The organism is Bacillota bacterium, assembly GCA_033549065.1.
Classification (GTDB): Bacteria; Bacillota; Dethiobacteria; order DTU022; family DTU022; genus JAWSUE01.
Map to the genome: position 1 here is coordinate 138,983 of JAWSUE010000005.1, position 20,083 is coordinate 159,065.

Below are 20,083 nucleotides of genomic sequence, written 5' to 3' on the forward strand. Positions count from 1 at the left end.
AAAAAGCCACTTACCGAACCTTTTATTAATTTTATTCAATCTTAAAATCCAAAATTATACGTTTAATTCTTTGACTTTTTCAGTATTAATTGAAATAATAAATTGAAATATTAAATTAGTGACACAGTGGGATAATGCAATGGAACTGATCACGGGCGTTTATAATTTTTTTGTCAGCAACAGCAGCAGGATTGTTGACTATGCAGGCAATCATTTTGCATTAGTGCTGATAGTAATTGTCCTTTCACTGGCAATCTGGATTTCTGTGGGACTTATAATCAGCAAGTACGAACGTTTTGCCGGAAGTGTAATTGGAATGGCCAATATTATTTTTGTTATACCGAGCATTTCTCTTTTTGGTTTATTCGTGACCATTCCCCAACTCGGCCTGGGCCGAAGATCTGCTGTTCTGGCACTTGTTTTATATGCCATGATGCCGCTCGTCGGAAGTGTATTCCGCGGCATCAAATCAGTAGATCTATCAGTTATTGAAGCGGGAAAAGGTATGGGGATGACCGATAACCAGATTATGTTTCAAATACAGGTCCCTATTGCCTGGCCTGTCGTTTTTGCCGGTCTCAGGGTTGCCGTGGTTATGATTACCGGTATGGCTACAATTGCCACTTTTATCGGGGAGCGCAATCTGGGCCGGCTGATTCACCATGGAATAACCAGGGGCAATGCAGAAATGATTATCACCGGTGCCCTGGTAGTATCGTTTATTGCCCTGGCTCTTGATTTTTTGTTTGGCTGGATTGAAAAAAAAGTTACATCACCCGGCCTTCGCTATGATGAAAACAGGTAATCATGGAGAATAAAATAATGATCGAAGTCAGAAAGCTTATAAAAATTTTCCCCAATTCGGTTTCTCCGGCAGTAGATGATGTAAGCTTTACGGTTGGGGAGGGTAATATATGTGTGTTTGTCGGTCCATCAGGCTGCGGGAAAACAACGATCCTGAGAATGATCAATCGCCTCGTGGAGCCAACAAGCGGTGAGATATTAATCAATGGTGAAAATATAAAGAATATTGACGGTAACCTGTTAAGGAGGCGTATCGGTTATGTTATTCAGCATATCGGTCTGCTTCCTCACCGTACCGTTGAGCAAAACGTTGCCCTGGTTCCAAGGCTTCTGCAGTGGCCCGAAGCCCGGATCCGGGAAAGGAACAGAGAACTTCTTGAGCTTGTTGGTCTCGATGCTGATGAAGTTTGCCGAAAATATCCTTACCAGCTCAGCGGTGGACAGATGCAGAGAGTAGGGGTAGCGCGGGCCCTTGCCGTGGATCCGCCGATAATGCTCATGGATGAACCCTTTGGAGCGGTTGATCCGATAATCCGCAGCCGTTTGCAGGATGAGTTTATCAATCTGCAGCACAAAGTCCGGAAAACAATATGTTTTGTAACCCATGATATCAATGAAGCAATAAAAATGGGAGATCACTTGATTGTCCTGCAAGCGGGAAAATTGATTCAAAGTGGTTCGCCCCTGGAAATACTTTCTAATCCGGTCAATGACTTTGTTGCTGATCTAATCGGAGACGATCGCGGGGTTAAACTGCTGGATTTAACCAGGTGTGAAATATTAATGAAAGCTCCAGGGAAAATTTCCCAGGCGATCAAAGACTGCACCTGCCAAATTGATGCAGCACAGCCGGTAAAAATAGCGCTGGAAGCGATGATGAAAAATGATACAGATCTGGTGGGCATACGACGTAACGGACAGATCATCGGAACCCTGTCGTGGGATGAAATAAAGAAGCACATTAATAAAATCAGTGGTGAATGAAGATGAACTTTGATTCAGGACGCTTTATAGAAGCTCTTGTTAGCCGCTCAATTCCTCATATTCCGGAACATCTCCAGCTGGTTCTCATACCACTGGCTATTGCTACAGCTATTGCTTTTCCGGCAGGGGTACTATTAACCCGCAGCCGGTACCAACGATACAAAACGGTGATCATGGGTATTTTTAATGCCGGCCAGACCATACCCCCGCTGGCGGTTATTGCTCTATTTTTCCCATTTCTGGGTTTGGGATACCGACCGGCGGTTATAGCCCTGACTCTCTATGCGCTTCTGCCTATTGCCCGCAATACTCTGGCCGGGATATCTGCCGTACCGCGGGAGGTTAAAGAAGCCGCCAGGGGAATGGGTATGACAGAATGGCAGATCTTGAAAGAGGTTGAAATACCCCTGGCTTTGCCGGTTGTTATTTCGGGGATCAAAACCTCTGCTGTTTTAACTGCCGGAACTGCAGCTTTGGCTGCCCTTATTGGCGGAAAAGGAATGGGAGCGGTTATTTTTGCCGGCATCAATTTCTTTAGGGTCGAGCTTATTCTGGCGGGAACCATATATATTGGAATGATGGCGGTTTTATTTGATCGGGTGCTGACTTACCTGGGACACAGGTTCACAGCCCCGCATATGAAATAAAAAAAAGGAGATGAAGAAATGAAAAAGCATTTTACCTTAATTATGTTGGTAATATTGCTCTGTTTGGCTTTTGTAGTTATCGGTTGTGGATCTGAAGGGAGCTACAGGGGACCGGAAATGCGTTTGGCCACTTCGGCTGAATGGACCGAAAGGGCTGATGGGCTCTCAAATTTTGAAGAACACTATGGTTTCGAATATCCCCGCAGTCAACTGGTCATCGTTGAACTGGGATTATCGTACCAGGCGGTTGGGTCAGGACAGGCTGAAATTGGTGTCGGGGATGCAACCGAAGGCCGGATTGCCCAGTACAACTTGGTTGTTCTTGAAGACGATCTCCTTTTCTTCCCGGCATATAATCCAGCCCCGGTGATCAGGGGAGATGTACTGGAGAGATATCCGGAGATTGCAGATATCATGATGGAAGTTTCGCAGCTACTGGATCTTGAAACTCTAACCCTCCTTAATAAGAACGTAACTGTCGAAAATAATCAGCCTGAAGATGTTGCAAGGACTTTCCTGATCGAGCAGGGTTTAATTTCCTCAGGCGAGCCGGAGGCTGATCCGGCAAAAGATACACCGGTGATTGTCAGTGGCAAGACCTTTGCCGAAGCTCTGACCCTGGGTTATATGACAGCCTACCTTCTCGAAGACAGAGGTTTTACTGTCATTGATGAGGTTGGTCTGGCAGAGGTAGCGCTGATCCGCCCTGCCCTTGAGGCGGGAGAGATCGATATCTACTGGGAGTATACGGGGACAGGCCTGATTAATGTCATGGGACATGACGAAGTGGTCACCGATCCTCAACTCTGCTATGAACTGATTCGCGACTGGGACCTGGATAACAATGATATTATCTGGCTTGATTATGCACCTGCGAACAATACTTTTGTATTGTTTATTTCACCTGAGGTGTATGAAGAATACGGCTGGACTAAATTATCTGATCTCGCCGAATTTTTCAGGCAGAATAAATAGAAAGGACGTTTTTTGGTGCTGACTGATCTGACAATTGAAGAATTTGTAAATGAAGTTGCTTCTTCCTCACCTGCCCCGGGAGGAGGCAGCGTAGCTGCTTTTGCAGGGGCTCAGGCGGCAGGATTACTCTCCATGTATTGTAACCTGAGTCAAAAACGGGATAAACTTGGCGATGTGGTTGATCTAATCCAAAAAACCGGGGAGGAAGCACGATATATTAAAGAGAAGCTGCTTGAAGCCATTGATGAAGACACCCTGGCCTTCAATAAGGTGATGGACGCTTACAGGATGCCAAAAGATGATGAAAAAGCGAGGGGTGAACGCAATAATGCTGTACAAAAGGCCGTATTATATGCAGCAGAAGTACCGCTTCAAACAGCACGCCGTTCACTTCGCATTCTCTCGCTGATTAAAGACATTGAAGCGAGGGGCAATCCGTCAGCCATAACGGATCTCGGAGTGGCTAATCTTCATGCATATTCGGGGCTAATCGGTGCCTGTTATAATGTTCAGATCAACATCAGCCTGCTAAACGATAATAAGACAGCAGCAGACTTTAACCACGAAGTTGCAGAGCTTCACAGGCAGGGTGAAAACTTGTTTATTCATAACAAGGCTTTGATCGAGAATAATCTCAGCTAGGTTGGTTATACAGGAAGAAAAACCCTGGGTCACAAGGTCGGAAAGGTGAGGACGATGAGTGATTACTATAAGATAATCGACGATTCTCCGTCTTTGCTTAATTATCTCTTTTATCCACGCCGTCAACACAGCAAACCACCGGATGGAGCATATGATCTGAACATACCGGTTAGTGAAAATGTCGTAATTGTATGCCGGGCATTTTTATCTGACAGCAAGGCTCCCTGGTTATTGTTTTTTCACGGGAATGGTGAGGTTGTTAGTGATTATGACCACATGGCGCCTCATTATAATAAGGCTGGCCTAAATCTGCTGGTAGCAGACTACAGGGGATATGGTGCGAGCGGAGGCAGACCTACATTTCAGAATCTGGTTAACGATGCTTATCTTATTTACCAATTTGTATCAAAGGAGATCAATAATCAGGAAGGTTTATCAGAATGGTTTGTCATGGGCCGATCCCTGGGCAGCATATCTGCGCTGGAATTAGCGGGACGTTTCCCTGACCAGATAAAAGGAATTATTATTGAGAGCGGGTTTATCAGCGTAGCCGGTTTGATATATCACCTCGGCCTTCCTAACCCCGGTGATCTCTCATCCCTTGAGGAAACATACAGAAAGATGGCTGCTTCTATTAAGATACCGGCTCTTGTTATTCACGGCAGCAGAGATCGCCTGGTTCCGCTGTCCCAGGGGAAAGTTCTTTATCAGGCGCTTGGTTCTGCAGAAAAAAAGTTGGTTCTTATCCCCGACGCTGATCATAACGATATAATGTTTGTAGACACCGTCAAATATATCAAAGCCGTCAAGGAATTTGTAAATACATATAGTGATCGATAATTCAAGGAGGTTTCAGATTAGAATGAAAATCAAAGATATAATGACGACTGAAGTGGTCACCGTCTCAACCAGTGATTCTGTTGAACAGTGTGCAAAGTTACTCCAGGAGCACAACATCAGCGGCCTTCCGGTGTTAAATGAAGCAGGCAAGGTTGTTGGGATGGTTACCGAGGGAGATCTGATCAGAAGGGCGTCACGTGTAAAGGCTCCGGGTTACCTTGAAATATTGGGTGGGTTGATTTATCTTGGCAGCCCCAAAAAATTTGTTGAGGAACTGCAAAGAGCGATGTCCCTGGAGGCAGGACAGCTTATGACAAAAAAAGTGATATCGATCCTGCCCGATGATTCAGTTGAAAGGGCCGCTACCCTGATGGTTGAAAATAATATCAGCCGCTTACCCGTAATAGATAGCAGTGAAAAATTGGTCGGCATCGTTTCACGAAGAGATATTATGAGCTGTCTTTACTCCGATGGGAATTAGAAAGTGACAACTGTTGGGAATTTTATTAGTAAAGGGGTCAGGGTCACTGCAGCCGGCGCCCTGGTTAACTTTTCACTTGGCATTTTTTATGCTTGGTCTGTATTTGCAAATGGTCTGATCAAGGAGTTTGGTTGGACAAAGACTGAAGCAATGCTTCCATACACTCTTGAACTGCTTGTTTTTTCCATAGCGATGATCTTTGGGGGACGATTTCAGGATCGATATGGTCCCAGGAGGGGAATTATATACAGCGGAATATTTACCGGTCTTTCTTTAATACTCTGTTCCCTGGTGGCAAGCCCCCTTGGAGTGACTTTATTTTTTGGCGTTATTTTCGGATCAGCAGCAGCTTTTGGCTATTCGGCAGTTACACCGGCAGCAATAAAATGGTTTCCTCCTGAAAAGCGTGGTTCGGTAACCGGATTTGTTCTTATGAGCCTGGGGGCTGCGGCCTTAATTTGGGCTCCTGTAATAAACTTCCTCATTAACCGGTTAGGTGTTCTCAATACATTTTTCCTCGCCGGTATATTAGTCCTGTTGATTATAACCCTTTCAGCAAGGGCGATCGAATTGCCGCCTGTGAGTGAGCCTCCGGATAGAGATGAAATATTTACAGCCGTAATTCAAGAAACCGGTTGGCGTGAAACTGTCCGAAATCCTTCTTTCCCGATTCTTTGGGTGATTATAGGATTAACAAGTGCAGTTGGAACAATGTTTATTGCCCATATGGTGCAAATTGCCGAACTGAGCTTTAATGTGCCCTGGGGTTATATGTTAGTATCTTTATTTGCCCTGACCAATGCTTCCGGCAGAATGATTGGCGGAGCTCTCTGCGACAGGATCGGGTATAAAGGCAATATTAATGCAGCATTCATATTGATGGGGATGGCGATGATCCTCTTTTTCAGTGGGATTCACTGGTCATTGCTGGTAATTGCCGCCGCTTTTCTCGGGTTTAGCTACGGCAGCCTTTATGCTTCATTTCCTAACATAGTCGCAACCCTGTATGGGTTGAAAAATTTTGGCCGTGATTACGGATTGGCCTTTACGGCGGTCGGTGTAATTGGAAGTTTGGGTCCACTATCTGCGGCGATTTTGGTGGAGGTAACCTCCAGTTACAGGACAGTATTTATTGTCGGATTTTTAGCGGTTTTAGCCGGCCTTTATCTTATTTCCCGGCTTGCCCGTAAAACATCCGTCGAACTGACATAACATCGCCTGTTATGATATGATGTGACAATAAGTTATTGCATGGTAAATTGGGAGGTAGTTAAGTGTCACGTAAAAATAAAATAATTATACTGGTTATTGTAGTAATAGCTGTTACTGCGGTTCTGCTGATTTCGAGCTATAATCAGAATGTCCCATTGACCGAAACGGAAGGCATTGAGCCAGTTGAGACGTCTCCGGTTGAAGCTACTGCGGATATAGAATTTTTAACTGAAAATCCCTATGAAGCATACCTTGCTGCGTTGCAGGAGAGTAAGCCGATTGTTGTTGAATTTTATGCAGATTGGTGACCTGCCTGTGTAAGTATGGAGCCCGTGATTATGGCTCTGAAGCAGCACTACCAGGATGAAGTAAGAATAATTGTTGCTGATCTGGATAACCCGAATACCGAAGCACTGCTTGAAGAATTTCCGGTGCTTTATATCCCTGCCTTCTTCTTTATCGATACCAATGGGGAGATTGTCACTTCAGAAGCGGGTACTCTTGATTTTGAAGATATGGTAGCCCGTATAGAACCGCTTATTGTAAAAGTTTCCGATGAAGGTGAAGTTGGTGGAGATATGCCTGATAACAGTGAGCTGTCAGGCCTGGAATATTTTTTTTCTGTAGTAATTCCCGACATTGTTGAAGAGCGTTCCTTTCTTGCTGTTATTTTGATTTTTGCGGGAGGGGTGGTTACAAGCATCAGTCCCTGTATACTTTCGATGGTCCCACTGCTGGTAAGTTATATCAGCGGCTACGGTGAAGGAACCCGTTCAAGGGGTTTTTCACTTTCTCTTTTCTTCGTTGTCGGAATGGCTATAACTTTTGCTATTTTAGGCTTCATTGCTGCCAGTCTGGGAAGCGTTTTCGGTCAGATTGGTGAAGTCTGGTATTACATATTAGCTGCAGTAGCAATCATCATGGGCCTCCAGCTATTAGGGGTATTAACTCTTGATTTACCCGGTTTTAAAAAAATACCCCTGAAAAAAGCCGGCCTGGGTGGATCGCTAATTATGGGCTTGCTTTTTGGCCTGGTAGCATCACCCTGTGCCACACCTGTACTGGCTGTGATTATTACTTATGCTGCTATGCAGGGAGAGCCTCTATACGGAAGTGGGTTGCTGTTTATCTACGGACTTGGGCACGGTATTCCTCTATTGCTTGCAGGTACTTTTACGGGTTTAGCCAGAAATTTACCGAAAATAAATCGATACACCCAATATCTCAGCTATGCCAGCGGTGTTATTTTGATAGTTCTCGGTCTGGTTTTGCTGATATGGGTCAACAGGTAAACAGTTTAAAAAAAATTCTGTTATTATCAAGCGGTTAATCAAAAGGAGTTGAGATCTGTTATGGATGTAAATATTCTTGTTGGAGGTGCAGCCGGTCAGGGGATGGATACTGTCATGAACCTGCTTGGCAAGACCCTGGTCAGGCACGGGTACGAGATTATTTATACCAAGGACTACATGTCCAGGGTTCGGGGAGGGCATAACTTTTCACGCTTGAGGATTGCTGCTCAAACACCCTGGACACCGGTAAATATGATCGATATCCTGGTTGCCCTGAATGAAGAGACGTATCTTAATCATATAAGTAATCTCAGTCCTACCGGGCGGATAATTTTTGACCCTGATTCATTTTCTCTGCCTGCAGAAGAAAGACGGGGATTGCCTGTAGAACTGCTGAAATTGGCCAAAGAGCATGGCGGTCCTGTAATGGCCAATACAGTTGCAGTCGGGGCGCTGTTGGTGATGATTGGGCTTGAGACCGGTACTACCGAGAAACTGCTGGAAGAATTTTTTGCCGGGAAAGAGGGAATTGCTGAAGAGAACATCAATGCCCTGAAAGCGGGATATAAGAGTGCATCACGAAAATGCGACGCCTGTTTTGATCTGCCTGCAGTGAAGTCGGATGTAAAAAAACTTTTTATTGAAGGCAACCAGATTTTGGGTATGTCTGCCCTGGCCAGCGGTTGCCGTTTTTTGTCAGCTTATCCGATGACTCCTTCAACTGGTATTATGAATTACCTGGCGTCAAAAAGTGGTGAGCTGCCCCTGGTGGTAGAACAGGCTGAAGATGAGATTGCCGCTATCAATATGGCTCTGGGTGCTTCTTACGCCGGTGTCAGAGCACTTACGGTTACTTCTGGTGGAGGATTTTCTTTGATGGTGGAAGGTCTTTCTCTGGCTGGAATGACCGAGACGCCCCTTGTTATTATAGTTGCCATGCGGCCCGGCCCGGCTACCGGATTGCCGACCCGGACCGAGCAGGGCGATCTATCTTTTGTTGTCAGCGCCGGTCATGGTGAGTTCCCCCGGGCGGTATTAAGTGCCACTTCTCATGAAGATGCTTTTTACCGTTTAAATAAAGCATTTGATTTGGCAGATCGTTTTCAGGTCCCCGTAATATTTTTATCAGATCAGAATTTTGCCGATACACACCGTTCTCTTGAACCATTCGATTTCGGGCGTTTAACCTATAACCGCTATTTAGTTGAAGAAAATGAGATTAACAAACCCTATAAAAGATATGAAATTACTGAAAGCGGTATTTCCCCCCGGGCTTTACCCGGGCAATATCCCGGTGAAGTAGTTCTGATAGATAGCGATGAGCATGATGAAAAGGGAAATATAATCGAAGATGCCAAAACCCGCAACTTAATGGTCGAAAAGAGGATGCGCAAACTGGCTCTGCTGGCAGATGAAATGGATGAGCCGGATCTTTATGGAGATACTCAGCCTGAAAGGCTTATACTGGGTTGGGGATCCACTTATGGAGTTTTACGTGAAGCGGTTGATGCTCTTTCTGCCGCGGGAATAAAAACCGCGATGCTTCATTTCAGTGATCTTTGGCCTTTGCCCCGCAGAAGATTGATGAGTCTGCTTCCTCATGTAAAGAAGAGTTACTGTGTTGAAAATAATGCCGGTGGTCAGCTGGCGGCCCTTGTCCGCAAAGAAACCGGGATACCTGTGAACCGATTGATTCTTAAATATGATGGCAGGTCGTTCATGCCCGATGAAATTGTAAGGGAGGTGGAAAGAGATGGTAAATAATTTTATGCTCGGTGAAACTGCCTGGTGTCCGGGATGTGGTAACTTTTCTATCAGGGAAGCACTGGCAGAAGCATTGGATGAACTCGAATATAAACCCCATGAAGTTCTGATCTGTTCCGGAATCGGTCAGGCTGCAAAAATTCCTCACTACCTGAAAGTAAACGGGTTTAATGGCCTTCATGGCAGGGCGCTTCCGCCGGCAATCGGAGCCCGGATAGCCAACACCCGTTTGAAAGTAATAGTTGAATCAGGAGATGGAGATAGTTACGGTGAAGGGGGGAACCATTTTATTCACAATATCCGCCGAAATCCGGATATTGCACATTTTGTACACAACAACCAGGTGTACGGGCTGACCAAAGGGCAGGCAAGCCCGACCAGTGATCCAGGTATGAAAACCGGGATTCAGGTAAGTGGTGTTGTTCATCCGGCATTTAACCCGCTTTTAACAGCCCTGGCAATGGGCGCAGGATTCGTAGCACGCTGCTTTAGCGGAGAGAAAGAACATTTAAAGGAAACAATGAAAAAGGCCCTTGAGTTTTCGGGGTATGCACTGGTTGATATTCTGCAGCCCTGCGTTTCATTTAATAAGGTTAATACCTTCGGGTGGTACAGGAAGAGAGTGTTCTTCCCCGAACTGAATGCCCTTGATGACTGGAGTCAGGCAGTAAAACTTTCTCTGCAGTGGGGTGAGAAAATCCCGCTGGGTATATTTTACAATAAACCACGCCCGACTTTTGAGTCATCGCAAAAAGTGCTTACTGGAAAAGCTTTGATCGACATTCCTTTTGAACCGAAAGAGCTTTCAAAGATTCAGGAAGAGTTTATCTAAAAACTTGTATTTCACTTTATGGGGTGAGAAGATGCAATATGAAACTATCCTGGTTGATGTAAAAGATCGGGTAGCCAGAATCATATTTAACCGCCCGGACCGGTTAAATGCGATTAACAGCACTTTGGGCCGGGAATTGAAAGAAACGCTGGAGATGATTGCTTCTGACGATGGGATCAGCGTATTAATTCTGACAGGCAATCCACGAATCAGGGAAAAGGAAGGAAGGCAGGAAATTAAACACTGTTTTTCTGCTGGATGGGACCTGGTGGAGACTGCTCCCGTGGAACCTGTTGTAGAAATAATTGCGGCCTATGAAAAACCGGTAATTGCTATGGTGAATGGTTATGCTTTAGGCGGGGGTTGTGAACTTGCTCTTGCCTGCGATTTTATATTTGCCGCAGACAGTGCTGAGATTGGTCTGCCTGAAATTAACCGGGGCCTGCTGCCGGGTTGGGGAGGAACCCAGCGTTTGCCCCGCAGGATTGGTCTGGCCAAAGCGAAAAAAATGATCCTGAGTGGTGATACTGTAAGTGGAACAGAAGCTGGAGAGATCGGCCTGGTCGATCTGGTAACCAGTAAGGAGGAACTCGACAGGGTTGTATCTGAATTTGCAATCAAACTTGCCGGTAAACCGCCTCTAAGTCTGAAAAAAATTAAGTCGGTGATCAATAGCTCAATGGAGTGCGATTTACAGTCGGGGCTTAAGCTGGAGCAGGAAGCGCTGGGTTTTTTGCTGCAGACCGAGGATTTCCAGGAAGGGATCACTGCGTTTATGGAGAAAAGGGAACCGCACTGGAAGGGACGCTAATATAAAATTACCCGGTTTCGATAAAATAGATTTGTCTGAAAACCTATTTACGTATATAATGGTTAATAACCGACATGAGTAGGCATACTCCTTACCAAAGACGAAGGGATGATTTTTATTGTTTGAATGGGAGTGTCCGCATTGTCACCGCAAGTTTTACAGCTCATGCCCGGAGAGAGATAAAGAACATATTGAATGCTGTTACTGCGCTGAAGAAATGAAAAACCCTTTTTACGATCCCGATTAAAACTGAAGTAAAAGTCCAAGAGTTTTTCAAGATGGGATCAGAAAAAGCAGGAGCGCCTGCCTTACAAAGGAGTCAGGAGTCCCTGCTTTTTTCTTGATTACCAGGCAGCTTTGTATACTTCCAAAACTTCTTCAGCGCCTGTTACCACTCGGGGATTATAGATAATATTTCCATCAGAAAGAGAGAGTTCCGCTGCTTCGGCTAAACCTTCTTCAGGCACACCGACTTCGCGGAGGCTCTGGGGTAAACCAATTTTTTGGGTTAGTTTTTTTACCTCTTTAGCTGCAGCCATGCCTGCTTCACTGCTGTTCATATCCCGGGTATCCACTCCCATAGCCCTGGCAATGCCGGCATAAAGATCTGCACATTCGTCCATGTTAAAGTTCATCACGTGCGGCAGAAGAATACTGTTGGCTATTCCATGCGGAACCTCAAATAGAGCGCCCAGGCAATGGGCCATAGCGTGATTTAAACCGAAAAAGGCTGTACTGCAGGCAATACCGGCAATCGTTGCCGCCAGTAGTTGCTGACCGCGGGCAAACAGGTTGCTTCCGTCCTCTATACATTGGGGCAGGTACTGTACAATCAACTTAATTGCATGCAGGGCCATGGCATCTGCTAGCGGCTGTCTTTCCATGGTATGGATCGCTTCCAAAGCATGGGTAAATGCATCCATTCCTGTCCCGGCAGTCAGGATTGGGGGCAGCCCGGCTGTCATTGTTGGATCAAGGATTGCTTTGTCAGGGATTATATGATAATCAAAGATGAAATCTTTTATATTTCTGTCCCAGTCTTTAATAACAGCGTACCTGGTTACTTCGCTCCCGGTTCCGGCTGTCGTGGGAATTACAATATGGGGTGTTTGAGATCTGGTCAGTTTTTGGGCGCCGGCATGGTCTTCCAGTTTGCCACCTTCCTTCATCACCATGGCCATGCCTTTTGCTGTATCTATAACGCTGCCGCCGCCTACACTGATCAGGATGTCGGCACCGTATTCCAACCCCAGGGCAGAGCCTTCGTTAACAAGATGAAACCCGGAATCCTGGATGCATCGGTCATAGGTCCCGATGTAACGTTTTCCAAGAGCTTTGATCACTCTTTCAGCAAGTCCTGCATCTACGATTCCCATATCGGTAACTACCAGAGCTCTTGTGCAACCCAGACTGTCCATCTCCAGGCCGACTTCATTTATACTGTTTTCTCCATAAATTATTTTAGTTGGACTGAAATATTCAAATGACAGGCTGCGATCATATTCCATGTGAGTACCCCCTTAAAAATCGAATTTTGAACGCAGATCGTTAAACCAGCTCAGGTATTCATTTTTTTCAGCGTCGCTCATATCGGGATGAAAGCGGGTTTCAATTTGAGCTGAAAGATCAACAAGCCTTATCGAAGCCTTCACATATCTCACTATCGTTGGGAGGGCTCCTTTAAGTTTTATTTTGCCCTGCATCATTGCTTTAACAACATCAAGTTCTTTTTTCATAACTGCCTGCCAGCGTTCAAATTCACCGGTTAAAACAAAGTCAGCATTTTCACCTACCTCTTTTGGGACCAGCCGTACCGAACGGCAATCTCCATGCCAGAGGTCCATTAACATAAAGATGTCGCTGTTTAAGCCTATAGAGGGGTTTGCCAGAATATGAATCACCACTGTTCCTTCCCAGGTTTTAGCTACTTCCTTGTACTGTTCATCCTCCTGGATCAGTTTTTCAAAGGTTGCTACCCATTCCGGAGTCCCCATAATATACGGCTTCTCTGCTTTTTTCAGCCTGTCGTTGACCATCTCCCGGTAAGCATTTTCCCATTCCTCTGTTCCATAGGTGTAAGACATCAAGCATTCCTCCCGATTAGTTTTTATCAATCAAATGTTTGGATTATTGCTCCCCAAAAAGATCAGATATCAGGTATGGGGACAAGTTTACTCAATTATATCTCTTTTACGAGTAATGCGAAAGTAGTTAAGAATAACAAAAATATTTCTTTTTTATAGATTTTATTTCAAACTGTTTGCTCAATTGCGTTGTTTTTTTCAGCAAAGAGTTGTATATTAATAATGAATTGTGGTAATGTTCTTTATGTTAATTCCTATTTATCTTATCAACGATGTTCTTCCAGGTGACAAACAGTCTTTTAAATCTTTGGGGGTGCTCTTATGTCTGGTTATCATGGTAAACTATTAAGGGTAAATCTTACAAGCGGCCATATAGCTGATGAAGAAATACCGGGTGATCTGTTCAAAAAGTACCTGGGTGGCGCAGGCCTGGCAACAAAATATCTCTGGGATGAAGTTCCCAGGGGAGCCGATCCTCTCGGCCCCGAAAACCGGCTGATCTTTATGACCGGCAGTTTGACAGGGGTTGTTGCCCCGAGTACCGGGAGATACAGTGTGGTTGCCAAATCACCACAGACAGGAATCTGGGGTCAGGCTAATTCCGGAGGGCGTTGGGGAGTCGATTTCAAAAAATGTGGCTATGATGGCATAATTTTCGAAGGGATTTCTCCGAGGCCAGTTTACCTGGTGGTCGAAGATAATAAGGCTGAACTCAAAAACGCAGAACATCTCTGGGGGAAAAATGTGCCTGATACGACCAATCTGATCAGGGATGAACTGGGAGAAAAATATAATGTGGCCTGCATAGGTCCGGCTGGCGAAAACCTGGTCAAATATGCTGCAATAATGAATGATTTTGGCCGGGCAGCCGGGCGATGTGGTCTTGGCGCGGTGATGGGTTCAAAGAATCTAAAAGCGATTGCAGCTTTAGGTAAACAGAAAATACCTGTAGCACGGCCGGAAGAATTCAGGGAACATTCTAGAAAACAATACGAGTTGATGGATGAATCTATGATGAAGATGGCTATGCAATCTTTCGGAACCAGCGTTGTTCTCGATCTGGTAAACGTCAGGGGCGGGTTTCCCACCAGGAACTGGCAGAGTGGTGTATTTGATCAGTCCGACGATATTAATGGACCAGCCATTTCGGATAAAATTCTAACAAAAAATATTACCTGCTTTGCATGTCCCATTGAATGCGGCAGGGGAACCGAGATAAGGGATGGGAAATACACCGGTCATAAAGGCGAAGGACCGGAATATGAAACGGTGGGTACATTTGGCGGTATGTGTCTGGTCAACGATCTGGAAGCTATAACGATGGCCGGTTATCTTTGCAATGACTATGGTGTTGATACAATATCTGCAGGGAGTACTATTGCCTTTGCCATGGAGTGTTACGAAAAAGAGATTCTGACTGAACAGGATACCGGTGGCAGGGCGTTCAATTTTGGAGATGCTGATTTAATAGTTGACCTGATCCCCTTAATTGCAAAACGGGAGGGAATCGGCGATCTGCTTGCTGAAGGAACCATGCGCATGGCAGAAAAACTCGGTAAGGGTAGTGAACATTTTGCCATGCATGTAAAAGGCCTCGAGCTTCCTGCTTATGACAGCCGGGCTGTACAGATGACCGGGCTTACTTATGCTACAGCCAATCGTGGTGGTGATCATGTAACTGCATATGTTCAGGGCCCGACTTTTTCAGATGTGCCATTTCTCATTGTCGAGGACAGTGAGATAAAAGATCCCTTTATTGCTGATCCCGAAGAAGTTAAAGTTGCCCGTGACCTTGAAGATATGCTGACAACATTTGATTGTGTAGGAGCATGTAAATTTATGGGGCTGTGCCTGCAGGCTGATGACTGGGTACAGTTAGTTAACCTGGTAACCGGTTGGGATTTGAGCACTGCTGAATACAAGCAGGCCGGTGAAAGGGTATATAACCTGGCGCGCGCCTTCAGCAACAGGGAAGGTCTGACTTCAGCAGGCGATACCCTGCCAAAGAGATTACTCGAGGATCCATTACCGGATGGCCCGGCAGAAGGACATGTAAACGAACTGCCGATTCTCCTCGAAAGATACTATCAAATGCGCGGTTGGGATAAAGAAACCGGAAAACCGAAACCCGAAAAACTAGATGAGCTTGAACTTGGCGATTTAACTTCAGAAATCTGGAGTTAGAGGAGGTTTGTCATGAGTGATCCTTTAATAAGCAGGCCCTGGTTAAAGAGTTACAAATTGGGACCATATAAACTGGTACAAAGCCTTGAGCCTTATCCGGAACTGCCTCTGTATAATATTCTTGATCAAACAGCAGAAAGCTTCCCGCGAGCGACTGCCATAGATTATTACGGGGTCAGAACTACCTATCAGGAATTTAAACAGGCAGCTGACAGCCTGGCCAATGCCTTAAATTCCCTCGGAGTGAAGAAAGGGGATAAGGTGGCGACGATATTACCGACATGCCCGCAGTACCTGATCGCAAATTTTGCCATACTGAAATGTGGGGCAGTCCATGTTCCCTGCTCTGTTTTACATAAAGAGCTTGATCTTGAGTATGAGATTGGTGAGTCGGGAACCGAAACGGTTATCTGTCTTGAGGAGCAGTTGGGAAGAATCGAGAATATCAAGCCGAAAACAAACTTAAGAAACATTATCGTTACATCATTTCTTGAATATGGGCCAAATGAACCGGAAGTGGATTCCGTGCCGGAAGGAACGGTCAGGTTCAAAAATTTAATTGCAACACATGTGGCTAAGCCCCCGCAGGTCCAAATCAACCCATGTGAAGATCTTGCATACCTGGCTTTTACCGGCGGTGCAACCGGGGTTCCAAAGGGCGTAATGCTTACCCACTACAACCGTTATAGCAACATATTACAGCAAATGCCCTGGGCAATGGCCAGTCTGGAAAAATCAATCAGGGGCAAAGCCTCGGCATGTATCGGAGTGCCTCTTTTCCATTCATATGGAGATGCTTGTGCGCTTTTTGCTGTTTACTGGGGATTAAGAATGATTCTTATTCAAGACCCTCGGGATATTGATTATATCGTAAAGGTACTCGTTGAGAACCGGCCTTTTCTGGCCGCTCTGGTTCCCACCCAGCTGATGAAACTCAGGGAAAAAGATCTTCCACGGATGCCCATCCAGATTGTTTCGGGAGCATCGCATCTGCCCATAGATGTCAGGGAGGCTATTTCAGAAAAAATAAAGATGCCGGTTTCAGAAGGCTATGGATTAACTGAAACAAGCCCACTTACCCACCTTGACCTGACCGGCTTTGCAAAAATAACCGGTTTTTCTGCAAAGCAGAAATACAGCATCGGACTGCCGGTCCCCGACACGGATGTTAAATTGATTGACGAAGATACGGGAAAGGAAGTTGCTGCCGGAGAACCAGGACATATGTATATCAAAGGGCCACAGGTCATGAAAGGATACTGGCCTACAGAAGGAGACGGACTGGTTGATGGCTGGCTCCCAACTGGTGATATAGCTTACATGGATGAGGATGGTTATTTCTTTATCGTCGACCGGATCAAGGATATGGCTAATGTTTCAGGTTACAAGGTATATACGAGCACAGTCGATGATGTATTACATCAGCATCCGGCAGTTTCAATGGCAGTGGCTATTGGCATTCCGGATCTCCAGCGTGAGGGTAGTGAAAGAATCAAGGCCTTTGTCGTACTGAAAGATCAATATAAGGGGAAGGTAGAAGAAACAGAGATAATCGAGTTTTGCCGTGAGAAACTTACTTCCTATGCAGTTCCACGTTATGTAGAATTCAGGGAAAGTTTACCCTTTACTGTGACTGAAAAAATTTTTAAAAGAGAGCTTCGGGAAGAAGAGATCAGTAAAATGAGTAAATAATGAGCCCTACTTAGGCCTGGACAGGGGTGACCTTTTTGATTGTAACAGTCAAACCTTATTTGTTTTTACGGGAAGCGATGGGAACAAAAGAAATAAGATTGGAACTTCCCGAGAATACTACTGTTGCAGATCTCATAGCCGAACTGGCTGAACACTATGGGCTGCCGGAAAGTTTTGAATCGAAGTCGGGAAGTCTGGTTTTTTTTGACCGGGAAGTTATTTCCGGTCTTATTATTTTGATCGATGGCCGTAATATCAATTTGCTGAATGGAAAGGATACAGTTCTTAAAGAAAGTTCCGTTATAACACTTTTCCCCCCTGCAGCAGGAGGCTGATCAGTGGTCTAAACCTGCTGGAAGGTATTTTCTGGTTTATGCCGAAGAGTATTACACCCCATTCAGCAATATTTAATATGTGAATTTGAATTGAGGGCAGTTTATGAAGATCCCTAAAAAGCAGATAAATTTGTCTCAGCTCGATGTAATTAATTTTGAAGTTGATTATGATCCCGCTATGGATGATTCCGGCTGGATTTTGTCGGCTATCAGCAGTTATTCCAATGGGTTAACCCGGCTCAGGGATAAAGACCTTTATTCTTTCATAGTCAGGAACTTTAAAGCAATTACCGGGGCCAGGGCGGTTTTTCTAATTATCTGCAATGATGAGAAGACTGGACTTTTTTGCTGCCAGACTAGCCTTTCTGAACAAACCAACGATCAACTGGTTAAATTGCTCGGCCGGAATATTGTCGGACTGGCTATTCCTATAGACGAAGAGAAACAAAGGAAGATGAAGGAAAAAAGATTAAGAAAGTATCAACGTCTTTCTGAAACTGCTTTCGGTTTGGCTCTCCCTAAAATAAGCACCGCTATAGAAAAACTTCTCTCAATTGATTCTTATATTGCTGTCTCTCTGATTTATGATGAGCAGGTTATCGGGTCTGTAATGCTAGCTGGAAGGGAAGTAGAGATGTCCTGCTCTTATCAGTTGCTGCTTCCATTTGCTTCAGTAACGGCAAATGCTCTGGAACTGAAACAGGCGGAGAAACGTCTTGAAGAAAGCAGTGAGTGGTATCGGACAATTGCAGAAGATATCCCGGCCCTGGTGACCAGGCTGTCCCCTGATTACCGGTTTACCTTTGCCAATAATGCATACTGCAATTTTATGGGTAAATCAGCCGGAGAAATAATCGGGATGAAACTATCCGATTTCGTGCCGACGGAAAACTACAGACAGGTTGTCAATCATTTTTCTTCCTTGACCAGAGAAAACCCTATAGCAACACATGAACATTCGAATATAAACTACGAGGGAAATGAACGTTGGTTAAGATGGACTAACCGGGCTGTTTTTAAACCGTCGGGAGAGACCCGGGAGTATGTTTGTATCGGCGAGGATATAACCGATTACACGAAAGCCTACCAGCTTTTAAAAGAAAGCGAGGCAAGGTATAGGGAAATTCTCGATACAATAGAAGAGGCTTACTACGAGGTTGATTTAAATGGGATCTTTGTAAATTGCAATCAATCAACACTTCGCATGCTCGGCTACAGCCGGGATGAATTGATCGGTAAAAGCTATAAAGATCTTTACCAGGACCCAGAGACAGTATATCGGACATTTAACAAGGTATATATGTCAGGAAAATCTGATCGGGGTTTTATCCTTGATCTGAGGCGCAAAGATGGGAGTAGGGCTGTTGGTGAGCTGTCCATATCACCTATTCGTGACAAGCAGGGTTATATTACCGGTTTCAGGGGTCTGGCCAGGGATATTACAGAAAGAATTGAGTTTGAAGAAAAACTGAAATATATGAGTATGCATGATCAGCTTACCGGCTTGCATAACAGAACTTACTTTGAAGAAGAACTTAATCGTCTGAGCAGAAGCCGAGATTATCCGATAACGATGATATCTGCCGACCTTGATGACCTTAAGCTTGTCAATGACACCCTGGGGCATACTGTAGGAGATGAGCTGCTGAAAGTGGCTGCCGGGATCTTGAAGCAGTCAATACGTGAATCAGATGTTCTGGCCCGGATCGGGGGTGATGAGTTTACAGCCATCCTGCCGAAAACCGATGAAGATACCGGCGAAAAAGTAGCAGCCCGGATCAGGAGAAGTGTAGAACGGTATAACCGTGAACATGAGGATCTACCCCTGGGGCTCTCAATTGGTGTTGCCACAGCCGAAGACAGAAAAACCTCTCTGCTCGATATTTTTAAGGAATCGGATGACCTGATGTACCGTGATAAACTTTACCGGAGCAACCGGGTACGGACAAAAACGGTTGAAGCGCTGTTGGCTGCCCTGTCTGAAAGAGATTATGTTACTGAGGGGCATACTCAACGTGTTTCTGATCTCTGTCTCAGTATTGGGGAAAGGGTAAATCTTTCCTCCAGGCAGCTTTCCGATCTTGCCCTTCTTGCCCAGGTCCATGACCTCGGAAAAGTCGGTATTCCTGACAGTATCCTGTTCAAGGAAGGAACTCTCAGCAAGGAAGAGTGGAAGGTTATGCGCCTTCATCCTGAAAAAGGTTACCGTATTGCGATTACCTCTCCCGATCTTTCCGGGGTGGCCGATCTGATTTTGAAGCACCATGAACGGTGGGATGGGAAAGGGTATCCCTTGAAGTTAGAGGGCAATGAGATACCAGTAGAGTGCCGTATATTGGGGATTGTTGATGCTTATGATGCGATGACAAATGATCGACCCTACAGCAAGGCGGTATCTTCTTCAGAGGCTCTGGAAGAGATCCGTAGGTGCGCCGGGTCACAATTTGATCCGGAACTTGTAGAGGTATTTCTTTCACTATTTGATGTTAAGGAATAAAAAGCTC

General features: G+C 45.2%; 19 protein-coding genes. 17 read left to right on the plus strand and 2 right to left on the minus strand.

Going from position 1 to position 20,083, the window contains the following annotated elements:
* Positions 1–139 precede the first annotated feature (139 nt).
* The 13 genes from SCJ97_04935 (at position 140) to SCJ97_04995 (ending at position 11,284) form a co-directional block, all read left to right on the plus strand.
* Positions 140–805: an ABC transporter permease gene (locus tag SCJ97_04935; GenBank protein MDW7739388.1), complete on the plus strand. Its 666-nt coding sequence runs from the start codon at positions 140–142 to the stop codon at positions 803–805.
* Positions 806–822: 17 nt separating this feature from the next.
* Positions 823–1,788 carry an ATP-binding cassette domain-containing protein gene (locus tag SCJ97_04940; GenBank protein ID MDW7739389.1) on the plus strand — a complete coding sequence of 322 codons (966 nt, stop codon included), beginning with the start codon at positions 823–825 and terminating at the stop codon, positions 1,786–1,788.
* Between the two features lie 2 nt (positions 1,789–1,790).
* The gene (locus SCJ97_04945; GenBank protein ID MDW7739390.1) at positions 1,791–2,435 is read left to right on the plus strand and encodes an ABC transporter permease; all 645 of its coding nucleotides are present in this window, start codon (positions 1,791–1,793) and stop codon (positions 2,433–2,435) included.
* A gap of 18 nt (positions 2,436–2,453) precedes the next feature.
* Positions 2,454–3,410 carry a glycine betaine ABC transporter substrate-binding protein gene (locus tag SCJ97_04950; protein MDW7739391.1) on the plus strand — a complete coding sequence of 319 codons (957 nt, stop codon included), beginning with the start codon at positions 2,454–2,456 and terminating at the stop codon, positions 3,408–3,410.
* Between the two features lie 15 nt (positions 3,411–3,425).
* Positions 3,426–4,052 carry a cyclodeaminase/cyclohydrolase family protein gene (locus SCJ97_04955; GenBank protein MDW7739392.1) on the plus strand — a complete coding sequence of 209 codons (627 nt, stop codon included), beginning with the start codon at positions 3,426–3,428 and terminating at the stop codon, positions 4,050–4,052.
* 54 nt (positions 4,053–4,106) lie between these two features.
* Positions 4,107–4,892 (plus strand): alpha/beta fold hydrolase, encoded by a 786-nt coding sequence (locus tag SCJ97_04960; GenBank protein MDW7739393.1) that lies wholly within the window; start codon positions 4,107–4,109, stop codon positions 4,890–4,892.
* Positions 4,893–4,914: 22 nt separating this feature from the next.
* On the plus strand, positions 4,915–5,373 hold the full coding sequence (locus SCJ97_04965; protein MDW7739394.1) for a CBS domain-containing protein: 459 nt from the start codon (positions 4,915–4,917) through the stop codon (positions 5,371–5,373).
* Between the two features lie 3 nt (positions 5,374–5,376).
* Positions 5,377–6,585, plus strand: coding sequence for an MFS transporter (locus tag SCJ97_04970; GenBank protein MDW7739395.1), 1,209 nt, complete (start codon positions 5,377–5,379; stop codon positions 6,583–6,585).
* A gap of 62 nt (positions 6,586–6,647) precedes the next feature.
* Positions 6,648–6,893, plus strand: a complete 246-nt coding sequence (locus SCJ97_04975; protein MDW7739396.1) for a hypothetical protein — start codon at positions 6,648–6,650, stop codon at positions 6,891–6,893.
* Positions 6,894–6,923: 30 nt separating this feature from the next.
* Complete coding sequence (locus tag SCJ97_04980) at positions 6,924–7,877, plus strand: cytochrome c biogenesis protein CcdA (protein ID MDW7739397.1); 954 nt, start codon at positions 6,924–6,926, stop codon at positions 7,875–7,877.
* Between the two features lie 60 nt (positions 7,878–7,937).
* On the plus strand, positions 7,938–9,641 hold the full coding sequence (locus tag SCJ97_04985) for a 2-oxoacid:acceptor oxidoreductase subunit alpha (protein ID MDW7739398.1): 1,704 nt from the start codon (positions 7,938–7,940) through the stop codon (positions 9,639–9,641).
* Positions 9,631–10,473: a thiamine pyrophosphate-dependent enzyme gene (locus SCJ97_04990; GenBank protein MDW7739399.1), complete on the plus strand. Its 843-nt coding sequence runs from the start codon at positions 9,631–9,633 to the stop codon at positions 10,471–10,473. Before SCJ97_04985 ends, SCJ97_04990 begins: the two co-directional genes overlap by 11 nt.
* 31 nt (positions 10,474–10,504) lie before the next feature.
* The gene (locus SCJ97_04995) at positions 10,505–11,284 is read left to right on the plus strand and encodes an enoyl-CoA hydratase-related protein (protein MDW7739400.1); all 780 of its coding nucleotides are present in this window, start codon (positions 10,505–10,507) and stop codon (positions 11,282–11,284) included.
* 344 nt (positions 11,285–11,628) lie between these two features.
* Here the strand turns inward: SCJ97_04995 and SCJ97_05000 are convergent, their stop codons facing one another.
* Together SCJ97_05000 and SCJ97_05005 are read right to left on the minus strand one after the other, a co-directional pair.
* Entirely contained in the window at positions 11,629–12,792 is a 1,164-nt protein-coding gene (locus tag SCJ97_05000; protein MDW7739401.1) for an iron-containing alcohol dehydrogenase, read from the minus strand.
* A 12-nt stretch (positions 12,793–12,804) separates the two neighbouring features.
* Positions 12,805–13,368 carry an SCP2 sterol-binding domain-containing protein gene (locus tag SCJ97_05005; protein MDW7739402.1) on the minus strand — a complete coding sequence of 188 codons (564 nt, stop codon included), beginning with the start codon at positions 13,366–13,368 and terminating at the stop codon, positions 12,805–12,807.
* Positions 13,369–13,689: 321 nt separating this feature from the next.
* On the opposite strand from SCJ97_05005, the gene SCJ97_05010 reads away from it, so the two are divergent.
* The 4 genes from SCJ97_05010 (at position 13,690) to SCJ97_05025 (ending at position 20,076) form a co-directional block, all read left to right on the plus strand.
* Positions 13,690–15,552 carry an aldehyde ferredoxin oxidoreductase family protein gene (locus SCJ97_05010; protein ID MDW7739403.1) on the plus strand — a complete coding sequence of 621 codons (1,863 nt, stop codon included), beginning with the start codon at positions 13,690–13,692 and terminating at the stop codon, positions 15,550–15,552.
* 12 nt (positions 15,553–15,564) lie between these two features.
* Positions 15,565–17,244 (plus strand): AMP-binding protein, encoded by a 1,680-nt coding sequence (locus SCJ97_05015; GenBank protein ID MDW7739404.1) that lies wholly within the window; start codon positions 15,565–15,567, stop codon positions 17,242–17,244.
* 35 nt (positions 17,245–17,279) lie between these two features.
* Entirely contained in the window at positions 17,280–17,579 is a 300-nt protein-coding gene (locus tag SCJ97_05020; protein ID MDW7739405.1) for a MoaD family protein, read from the plus strand.
* A 103-nt stretch (positions 17,580–17,682) separates the two neighbouring features.
* Positions 17,683–20,076 carry a PAS domain S-box protein gene (locus SCJ97_05025; GenBank protein MDW7739406.1) on the plus strand — a complete coding sequence of 798 codons (2,394 nt, stop codon included), beginning with the start codon at positions 17,683–17,685 and terminating at the stop codon, positions 20,074–20,076.
* Positions 20,077–20,083: the final 7 nt, after the last annotated feature.